The 9,522-nt window shown below is 38.1% G+C and carries 9 protein-coding genes; 1 reads left to right on the top strand and 8 read right to left on the bottom strand.

The features are described 5' to 3' along the window. Positions 1–226: 226 nt before the first annotated feature. The 7 genes from QZL69_RS00750 to QZL69_RS00720 all read right to left on the bottom strand — a co-directional run bounded on the left by QZL69_RS00750 (position 227) and on the right by QZL69_RS00720 (position 4,634). Positions 227–1,069: a hypothetical protein gene (locus QZL69_RS00750; RefSeq protein ID WP_022213325.1), complete on the bottom strand. Its 843-nt coding sequence runs from the start codon at positions 1,067–1,069 to the stop codon at positions 227–229. After that, on the bottom strand, positions 1,066–1,848 hold the full coding sequence (locus QZL69_RS00745; RefSeq protein ID WP_022213324.1) for an ImmA/IrrE family metallo-endopeptidase: 783 nt from the start codon (positions 1,846–1,848) through the stop codon (positions 1,066–1,068). The genes QZL69_RS00750 and QZL69_RS00745 overlap by 4 nt, the downstream gene beginning before the upstream one ends. Before the next feature lie 65 nt (positions 1,849–1,913). Next, positions 1,914–2,282, bottom strand: a complete 369-nt coding sequence (locus QZL69_RS00740; protein WP_015513317.1) for a helix-turn-helix domain-containing protein — start codon at positions 2,280–2,282, stop codon at positions 1,914–1,916. A gap of 360 nt (positions 2,283–2,642) precedes the next feature. After that, on the bottom strand, positions 2,643–3,173 hold the full coding sequence (locus QZL69_RS00735; protein WP_022213323.1) for a flavodoxin family protein: 531 nt from the start codon (positions 3,171–3,173) through the stop codon (positions 2,643–2,645). Positions 3,174–3,194: 21 nt separating this feature from the next. Beyond that, a complete protein-coding gene (locus tag QZL69_RS00730) occupies positions 3,195–3,890 on the bottom strand; it encodes a metallophosphoesterase (protein ID WP_022213322.1) in 696 nt (231 codons plus the stop codon). Between the two features lie 3 nt (positions 3,891–3,893). Continuing rightward, positions 3,894–4,235 carry an arsenate reductase family protein gene (locus QZL69_RS00725; RefSeq protein ID WP_022213321.1) on the bottom strand — a complete coding sequence of 114 codons (342 nt, stop codon included), beginning with the start codon at positions 4,233–4,235 and terminating at the stop codon, positions 3,894–3,896. Between the two features lie 75 nt (positions 4,236–4,310). Continuing rightward, entirely contained in the window at positions 4,311–4,634 is a 324-nt protein-coding gene (locus tag QZL69_RS00720) for a hypothetical protein (protein WP_022213320.1), read from the bottom strand. A 277-nt stretch (positions 4,635–4,911) separates the two neighbouring features. On the opposite strand from QZL69_RS00720, the gene QZL69_RS00715 reads away from it, so the two are divergent. Further along, a complete protein-coding gene (locus QZL69_RS00715) occupies positions 4,912–5,760 on the top strand; it encodes a DMT family transporter (RefSeq protein WP_022213319.1) in 849 nt (282 codons plus the stop codon). Between the two features lie 78 nt (positions 5,761–5,838). Here the strand turns inward: QZL69_RS00715 and QZL69_RS00710 are convergent, their stop codons facing one another. After that, on the bottom strand, positions 5,839–9,210 hold the full coding sequence (locus tag QZL69_RS00710; RefSeq protein ID WP_022213318.1) for an EAL domain-containing protein: 3,372 nt from the start codon (positions 9,208–9,210) through the stop codon (positions 5,839–5,841). Positions 9,211–9,522: the final 312 nt, after the last annotated feature.

The following is a 9,522-nucleotide window of genomic DNA, read 5'->3' as shown; positions in this document are numbered from 1 at the left end:
TTGCTACTGTCAAAAAATAGCGTAATAATCTTAATTCCATATCTTTATATTCCTACAAATTTTTCTTGTAACCATTCTATCATGTTGCGTCCCAAACATCATCTATATCATTAATGTGACATTTTACAGCCTTGGAACTTATTCCTGACGTCATTGTCATTTTTTCTGAGGGACATTCCGAGGGAGATCCCGAGGGACATTGTAATTCAAATTTAGCATCACAACTTTAAAAAATAATATGCACAGTTTTATCAGAAACAAGTTTTGCAAACAATTCGTTATTTACTAATTCCGTAACCAATACGATTGCATGATCATCCTGTTCTTTACTATATGTGATTTTCCGTACATCTTTTCTATATTCATTAATATCATCTATATTGATTTTTCCTTCTCTTGCAAGTTGGCATAATATAGCATCATTACTCTTGTAAGATATTGGCACAGGCGCTTTTGCAGCAAATACTTTTCTTAAATCAGTCTCTGCTTTTCTTTGAAAATCATATGTATCACCATCTTGAGAATATATAGTCAGTGTCTTTGTTTCAGGGTAATACCATGATATTATCTCAGACAAAATCGTAATTGATACCTCACCAGCATTTTTCTTTTTTATTCTACCAGTAGACAACATCTCTTCAGAAATTGGCCATTCATCATATAACCTTTGAATCCACTCTTCATATGCTTCCATATCAAGCGGATCCACTTTTTCAACATGACGACGCAAATAGCTTCTGATTCTTGCCAACTGGTGCGTTGATGCCAGGACTATCTGATAAAGATTTCCTTCTTCGTTATTTGTCAAATCCGAATATGATTCCTCTTTAATGCAGTATATCGGGTATCCCATTTCTATTAATCCTTGTACATAATTAGCTCTTCCCGGAGCATCATTTATTTCAGTTAACACCCATTCCGGAATCAGAATCAAATCATAATCTTTCAATATGTCCTCTGGTTGTATGCCTTTCATTTTCAGTCCCTGCATAAAAGAGATTGATGAAGTATCTAAAAGAGCGATATGCTTTTTATCATCTATGTTTTCAATTTTTTCTATATCTATCATTCGCTCCTCCTTGTTATCAGAGCTATTTCAGCCATAATATTCTTTAAATACTCCTCATTATCTTCATGATAACGAACCTCAGGATTTTCATCTCTTGTCCTCTTTATTTTTTCTTGTAAAGAAGACGTATTGACAACATAAGAAGGGCATACCAGACTGTCGTCCAATCCAAGCATTCTGAATCTGTTTGGTAAATCATCAAACTGAAGGTCAAATACTTCTTTGATTTTGCCACAAAGCTTTTCATTTTCACTTTGTATAGCATATTCATATAAAGATACCAACACTGCTTTATATGGTGCTTGAAATGTTGACATACAATGGAATATTTTTGAAACAAACTCTGCTTCCGGAAGTTCTGTAAAATACCTGTCAACACCATTTAACAGCATACATGCTGCAAAATACTCCGCTTTTCTCTCTTCTAGTGTATTATCAGTTTCAATAAAATGGTCAAATGATACTTTATCAAATATCAAATGATATATCTCATGCCACGCTGTAAAATATTGGTTTGCTCTGGGGAGTGCAGTATTTATAACAGGAATAATCTTTTCGTCCTTAACAAATATAGCACCACTCCAATATTTATCTTCTATAGGCATCTGAATCAAACCAAAGCCCTGTAAAATTAGTAGTGCAAGTTGTGGAGCTGATGCAACTTTCATTATAGATGGATTTGTCTGGAGTCTAATTGCCTGTGCTAGAACTTCCTCTTTAATCTCATGATTCTTTTTTATAACAAGCTCCAAGTTTTGGGCAGTAATTAATTCACTCATCTAATCCACATCTCCATTTCATTTCGATTGACACAAAACTGCTATTCGGTAAATTATAGGTACCTTTAATAATAAATCGCACACAAATCAATTACATCAAGAAGTAAATTATACTGCTTCTTTGCTGTTTCGTTCATTTCATGATCCATCGGTGCGTTCTGTGAATACACCGTTGCTGTAGAGAGCTTTGAGGGAGCTGAATGATACAACATCAAGTCTTCTACCGTCATATTGAGTAATTTCAGTATTTTCTGCAAATGGCGATCAAAAGAACTCTTGCTGTCTATACTACCATTCAGCAACTTATCAAGAGTTGGTCGTGAAATATCTGCCTTTGCCGCAAAGGATACTTTTGTATACCCCATATCTCTAATACAATCTTTTAACTTCGAAGCCACCAGACTTCTCTGTTCAAATAATTCATCAAACTTCATTGTGATGACCTCCTTTTCTCTTTTCTACCCTAATTATATTCAAATAAAGAGTATTTATCAATAATATTGTAAAATATTTTTTTACATTTTAACACTATTTTTCTCTTCTATTTGTTTGCAAAAAAGCCATAAGATTTCTCTTTCCAAAATCTTACAGCTCATCTATCATGTTGCATCCCAAACATCATCTATATTTACATGTAATATCTGCACAAAATACCGTGGGTTATTTTCGGGTTATTTTCTAACCGCCTATGCCCTCCAGACCGTGATTTTACTGGCTTTTTGGCGAAGCTTTCAAAGAGTGCCGTGGCAAACGAATAAAACTCTTATCATCACTATCCCCTCTCCTCTGAGCACTTATTTCTCCAGTACTTTTCCTAACATCTCAAACTCTTTCATCGCCTCAATATCTTTCGCCAGTTCATCTTTGCCATTTGCGGAGTATGGTTTGTAAAACAGAACATCCCATGCCAGATAGTCTGCTATGCAGTCAAACTGGCTCTTGATCAGATCATACTGTTTATCCCCTGCCGGAGCACCGCCAATAACAATGATACCGACTTTTTTCTCTTTCATCTGCATGCCACGGCAATAGCATTTGTCGATAACCTGTTTGATCTGTGCTGTGATTCCCCACCAGTAAACCGGTGTTGCAAAAAGGATCATATCTGCTGCTGCGACCTTGTCGATGGTCGGGTTTGTGTCGTCTTTGTCCACACAGCCCTTATGACATTGACAGGCGCCGCAGCCTTTGCATGGAGCGATATTCAGTTTGTCCGGATTAATGACTTCAATCTCATTTCCTTCAGATGCCCCTTTGATAAAAGAATTAATTGCTGTTAAAGTATTTCCTTTTCTTGCGCTTCCGTTGATGATTACGATTTTCATAGTTTTTCCTCTTTTCTGACTTTATAAAATTCGTTCCGGTCTGAACCTCAGATAATCTGATGAAACGAGCCGATACATGATTCCATTTACCTCTCCCTTGAAGCTGTCATCATATCTTTCCCTGCCATGGCAGTGAGAATAGATCACCTGCTCTGCGCCGTATTCTTCTGCCATCTGCGTGAAGGGGCTTTCCTGCTCTCCGATGGTCGTCGGGGGGTAATGTAAAAACATGATAAACTTAGAATATCCGTCTGCTTTTGCTTTGTCAAACGATGTCCTCAGCCGCTCCACCTCCCGCTCCCTGATCTTCAGGAAATGTTCTATTGAATCTTTTCCCTCATAACAATATCCCTTGGTTCCGACCAGCGCATAATCTCCGTAATTGTAATAATTATTCTGAAGAAACTGAAGCCGGCCCTCAAAGCTGTCATTTAATCTGGCAGTTTTCTTTGCGTCCCAGAACATGTCATGATTTCCACGGAGCAGGATCTTCCGCCCGGGAAGTTCCTCAATAAATTTAAGGTCCGTTTCGCACTCTTCAAGATTTCTCCCCCAGCTATGGTCTCCTGTGATCACGATCGTATCTGTATCCTTCACACATTTTGTGACATACTTCTGGATCTTCTTTTCATGATTCTTCCATATCGGATCAAAGACTTCCATCGGCTTATCCACCGAAAATGCCAGATGAAAATCCCCCATCGCCCACAATGCCATATCCTATTTCCACCCTTTCCATATATCCGGCTGATATCCAAGCGTTGACTGCTTTCCATTTCGAACTACAGGTGTCCTGATCACCTGCGGATTCTCTAGTATCTTTGCCAGCTTGTCCTCATCCGCAATATATTTAATCAGCGCAAGCGTATCCTTATCCTTGCCTTCCCAGTTGATCATATTTTCCAAACCACCATTTGCCTGTGCAACCGATGTAACTTCACCCTTGCTCATACCTTTTTCTTTCATGTCAACAAATTGATATTTGATGCCGCGCTCCTTGAAAAAGCGCTCTGCTTTTCTGGTATCGCTACATTTTTTGGTTCCAAATATCTGTATGTTCATAAAATTTTCATTCCTTTCTTTTCCATTACTGTAACGTATATTCATTATTTTTTCTGTATTTCAAACTAATCAACTCTAGTGTACTGCGATCCATCTGAACTCTTTATTCAGATCCAATGTTTTCACACCAATCTTATTCCCATCCATCATGTAACTTCCGTCCGGCGAAATTGCTTCTTCCGTTCTGGCATATAACAGTAGTCCTGAAACTTTCCCGTTGCCTGTCACATCCTGATTCTTTACATAGGTAAAAATCTGATACAGATTTTCAGAATGCAGTATCGCTTTATCATAATGATCTCTCAGGATTTTTTCATAATACTTGGTATCTATGATCAACACCTGATCTCTGTATTTCAGAAGAGTATCCGTCTGCATTACCGGAAGAAAACGGACCATACTTTCCTCTGTCCCCTCAGACAGATTCCACTTCACCTGCGCAGATCGGATTTCTGCCAAATACGAATGATGCTTCTATAACTGTAATCCCTTCTATCTCAATATTCAGAGAAATCATCATTGATAAAAATAATCATAGCATGGAAGCTTTTTACAGTAAAGCTATTCACAAAAAACTTCTTTCCCTCCACCGCCTGATATGTTACACTGAATTCTGATTTTACAAATAAAAAGGTATCATCCTCATCGGGATCTGCCTTCACACAGGGAGGAAAAATTGTATTATTTATTACTATCTATCACTTTCAGTGCATTCGTATCAATTACAATGCGTCTTTCAGACAAGCACATCCGAAACAATATGACCATGTTTCTCTCAAATTATGCTGTCTGTATCTTATTAGCCATATTATTTGGCTTACGTGTCAACACATCCGCATTTTCAGAAGGAGTGATTTTTCCAATAGGCATGGGACTCATCAGCGGAATTATGTACCTTGTCAATTTTATTCTGCTTCAGGTCAATATAAACCGAAACGGCATTGTATTATCAACAACATTTATGAAACTTGGCGTTATCGTACCAACCATTATGGCTGTTGTAGTTTTTCATGAAACCCTGACCCTTACCTCCATTGCCGGTATCTGTCTTGCACTGATCTCCGTCGTTATCATTAACCAGAATCCGAACGAAGTCAAAAATCAAAATGTTTCTTACCAGTTTTCTTTGTTATTGATTCTGTTAGCAGCCGGAGGTTTCACGGATTCTCTTGCAAACATCTACGACAAATGTGGTTCTGCATCCCTGAAGGATCTGTACCTGCTTTGTACATTTCTCTTCGCATTCCTGTGCAGCCTGATTATAAAGACTTACAAGAAGCAGCGTTTTACTTTCGCTGATCTCGGATGGGGAGCACTTATCGGTATACCAAATTATTTTTCCGCCAGATTTCTGCTACTGTCACTTTCACAAATGCCGGCAACCATCGTATATCCTGTATATAACATCGGTACCATTGTGTTTGTTACTATTACAGGTATGATCTTTTTTAAGGAACGTTTATCACTTAACAAATGGATCGCAATGGGAATCATTTTTCTGGCACTTTTCCTGCTTAGCATTTAACCAGCATCAGTGCCTCGATATGTAATACAGAAAAAAATATCCGATACAGAACGCTTATGTTTCTATACCGGATATTTTTTATTTCTTCTCTATAAATTGTCTTACAAACTCATCATAGCCACAAGGTCTTCCCCAGAAAAATCCCTGTCCGAAATCTGGTTCAAGCTTCTGGATCTTTGCCCATTCTTCCTGGTTTTCAACACCTTCAATACAAATCTTCAAGCCAAGATTATGGATCATCCTGCAGAACTGTTTCAGCAGATAATACTCTTTTTCATCTGCCACAGCACTCGATGTAAAAGAACGGTCAATTTTGATGATCTCCGGATCAAGTTCACTGAGATAATGGAAATTAGAATAGCCGGTTCCAAAATCATCCAGTGCCAGTTTAATTCCCATACGCTTTAATTCCTTTAGGAAATGCTGCGTATTAATATCTCCCTCCAGCAGATCACTTTCCGTCAGTTCAATATTCATTGCTTCCGGTGAAAGTCCTGCTTTTTCCATCTCGTCTGCAATATCTATGATCACATCTGACTTTGATACCTGTACCTGGGAAATATTTATATTGACTTTAAATCCAGGAATCACTTTTCTGATCTGACTACATTTTTCCATTGCTTCTTTCATCATCCAGCGTCCTACCGGAATGATCAGGCCTGTCTCCTCCAAAATTGGAATAAATTCTACTGGAGATACCATTCCAAACTTTGAAGAAGAAAAACGCATCAATGATTCAGCTCCACTGAGCCTGCCACTTTTAGCTTCGATCACTGGCTGGTAAAATGCCACAAATCCCTGGAATCCATTTCTTGTCGCCTCTCTGAGTTCCTGTGTAATTTCTCCTTTTCGAATAAACCGACCATAGTCTTTTTCATCAAATATATAACAACGATTTCTTCCGCGCTTCTTTGCCTCATTCAATGAAAAATCTGTCAGCTTCATAACTTTTGAATATTCAATATTCTCAGAACTGTGCAGAGCCAGACTTCCTCCTGAAATTGTATACATTACCTCAAAATCATTTTCTTCAACAAACTGATCGATGGACTCCCTGATCTTTATAAAAAGTTTTCCTGCCTCTTTTGTATCATCCGAGGAAACATCCAGAATTAAAAATTCATCTGCCATCAGTTTATATACTCTTTGTTTTTCTGACATACACGAAGAAATACATGCCGCTGTTTCTCTCAGTATAAAGTCTCCATATTCCATACTGAATTTCTCATTAATTTCTTTAAAATGATCAATTCCAACACGCAACAGATATCCCTTCTTCCAGGTCGGAACCGGATTACTTATGTATTCACGGAAACCAGTTTCACCCAAAAAACCGCTGACATTGTCCGCTTTTTGTTTTCCACCAATCTCATTGATGCAGCCAATCATATAAAGAGGCTTCATTTTGGCATCGCGTATCAAATGTCCCTTGCATTTGATCCAGACAGGCCTTTTTTTCAGATCCATCCAGCGATACTCCATATTGTGAGTACAGCGCTCTGTACTTAGCAGATCATCAAATTCTGCTTTCAGCTTTGCATAATCAGGCCCATAGACAAAATCTCTGTGATACTCCATTACCTTGTGAAAAGCATTTTTCGGAATACAGAATCGCTCCAGTGCCTGTGGCGCAATATAATAATAATCTGTCCTGAAATCTATAACATACGGATAATTATCGGTGGTAGGACTGATAAGATCAATCATACTGCAAAGCTCATCCAACGGCATATCCTGATATTTTTTCTCGTGGAGGATCACTTCATCAATAATATCTTCTGCAGGATGTTTTTCCATATAGGAAAATGTATTTTCCGTCCCCGTTGTCTTTGCAACTTTTTTCCTGCGTTTCTGGCGATACAGCATCGTATCACTTCGTCTTACTATGTCCTTAAAATCAATATCTGTATTCGGAATATAATATGCATATCCTGTTGAAATACTCAACTGATAACTAAGATCACGTGACGTTTCTTTCAGAGTCCGTTCCAGTACATTTATGCAGCCAGGAATCTGTTCCTTTTCCTCACTATGATACACATATGCAAACTCATCACCGCCAATACGAAAACAGTTTTTTTCATTTTTGAACGCACGCCGGATACACTGGTAGCAAAGCTTCAGTGCTTCGTCTCCCTTTTCATGTCCGAAATTGTCATTGATCTCTTTCAGATTATCTACATCAAGTAATACAACACCTGTCGTCCGCAGCTCAATTTCCTGCTCATCCAGATATTTGATCATGTTTTCGTAGGCATTTCTGTTCATCGCTTCCGTCAGCATATCCATATTTGCCATCTTCTGCAGATATACAATTTTCTGTTTCTGAACATACTGGTCATAATATCTGTATACCTGTATCCAGATCAGCGAAACAATAAATCCCATGGTTCCAAGCGGAAGGAATATGGACGTAGTTTCAAAATTTCTGATATAATACAAAGCAAGTTCTGCCGCACCAGATACCATTATGATATACAATGGATACTTAAACTCCCGTGCTGCTTCATTTTCTATTTTTTCTGCCTCATAATGAATCAGCATCAATGTATAGACAACTGTAACCAGCATTAATATATGCGTCATCGGAAGCATAAGGAAAATATCTATGATTCCTGCACACTGAAGTATGACCTGTACTGCCATATTCAGCAGGAACAAAATTGCCAGGTATAACGCGCCTTTACGATACTTGCTTTTGCAGATATCATATAAAAGAAAAGTAAATGGCACCGGAAATAGCAAAAAGGAAAAAAGATCCACAAAATAAAGAGTTCTTCCATCCGGGATCAGAAACTGCATAAATCCACACTGCTGCAATGACCATATCGCAATCAGCAAAGAAAAGATTCCAAGATTCAATAAAATCTCATTTTTGCCCACTGATTTTGCTCTGTTCTTTTTTCTCATACTCGAAAAGTACAAAATCAGACTGACTGTCCCAGAAAACAAAATCCCACAGCTGATAAGCAATATCCCGAAACTGTCTTTCAGAATTCTCAGGACACAATCGCCCCTCGTTCCAAAAGAAAGTGAAAACTCATTTCCATAGTATTTCGAATATACCGGAAGTATCCGTACCTCCAGTTTTTTCCCTGCACTATTCTCTGGAAGATCTACAATATGCCAGCAGGAACCCGGTGATTTCAGAAATTTGGGGGTATTTTCATCTCTGCCATACTGGTAAATTTCCTCACCGTCAAGAAGGACCTCAACAGCTGTATGCGTTGTTTTAAACAAAAGCGACCGTTGTCCATTAAACTCCTCCGGCAAAACCATATTCTCTGTCTTGATCTCGCCATCCACTTCCTGCGTCGCTTCAAATGTCACCGTACCGTCAAAAGACAGCTTCTCTCTCGACGTGCTCTGATTATATATCCATGCAGAAAAAACAATGGCAAATAGCCCGAAGGTAACCAATGCGATCCATAGTCTTTTTTGTACTTTCATATTTCCCCTCATCCATAAATTTAATAAACAAGTGTAACTTTTTTAGTATACACCTTATCCGCTTATCTGACCAGAGATTACGGGGATTTTGTTCATTTTCTCTACTGTGACTCTTCCCAATACTCCTCTGCATCCTGAACATCTTCAAATTCGTCCATATGATCAAAATAAAACTCCTCTGGATCATCATAATCTTGTACATCATACATGTCCTTGGCATTAGATAATTATTCATATCCAATGCCATTACTCTATTTATTTTTTGTAAATCTTTACTTACTTTAACCTATTGTGCTACTTCAAATAAATTAT

The sequence above is a fragment of the Blautia sp. CAG:237 genome (assembly GCF_000436615.1).
In the GTDB taxonomy this organism is placed as follows: Bacteria; Bacillota; Clostridia; order Lachnospirales; family Lachnospiraceae; genus Blautia_A; species Blautia_A intestinihominis.
This window is presented reverse-complemented; position numbering and strand designations above follow the sequence as displayed.

Bases quoted from the DNA above. Each gene is read 5' to 3' on its own strand.
- QZL69_RS00740 (WP_015513317.1), bottom strand. From the start codon at position 2,282: ATGAAGTTTGATGAATTATTTGAACAGAGAAGTCTGGTGGCTTCGAAG.
- QZL69_RS00720 (WP_022213320.1), bottom strand. From the start codon at position 4,634: ATGGTCCGTTTTCTTCCGGTAATGCAGACGGATACTCTTCTGAAATAC.
- QZL69_RS00730 (WP_022213322.1), bottom strand. From the start codon at position 3,890: ATGGCATTGTGGGCGATGGGGGATTTTCATCTGGCATTTTCGGTGGAT.
- QZL69_RS00710 (WP_022213318.1), bottom strand. From the start codon at position 9,210: ATGAAAGTACAAAAAAGACTATGGATCGCATTGGTTACCTTCGGGCTA.
- QZL69_RS00725 (WP_022213321.1), bottom strand. From the start codon at position 4,235: ATGAACATACAGATATTTGGAACCAAAAAATGTAGCGATACCAGAAAA.
- QZL69_RS00745 (WP_022213324.1), bottom strand. From the start codon at position 1,848: ATGAGTGAATTAATTACTGCCCAAAACTTGGAGCTTGTTATAAAAAAG.
- QZL69_RS00735 (WP_022213323.1), bottom strand. From the start codon at position 3,173: ATGAAAATCGTAATCATCAACGGAAGCGCAAGAAAAGGAAATACTTTA.
- QZL69_RS00750 (WP_022213325.1), bottom strand. From the start codon at position 1,069: ATGATAGATATAGAAAAAATTGAAAACATAGATGATAAAAAGCATATC.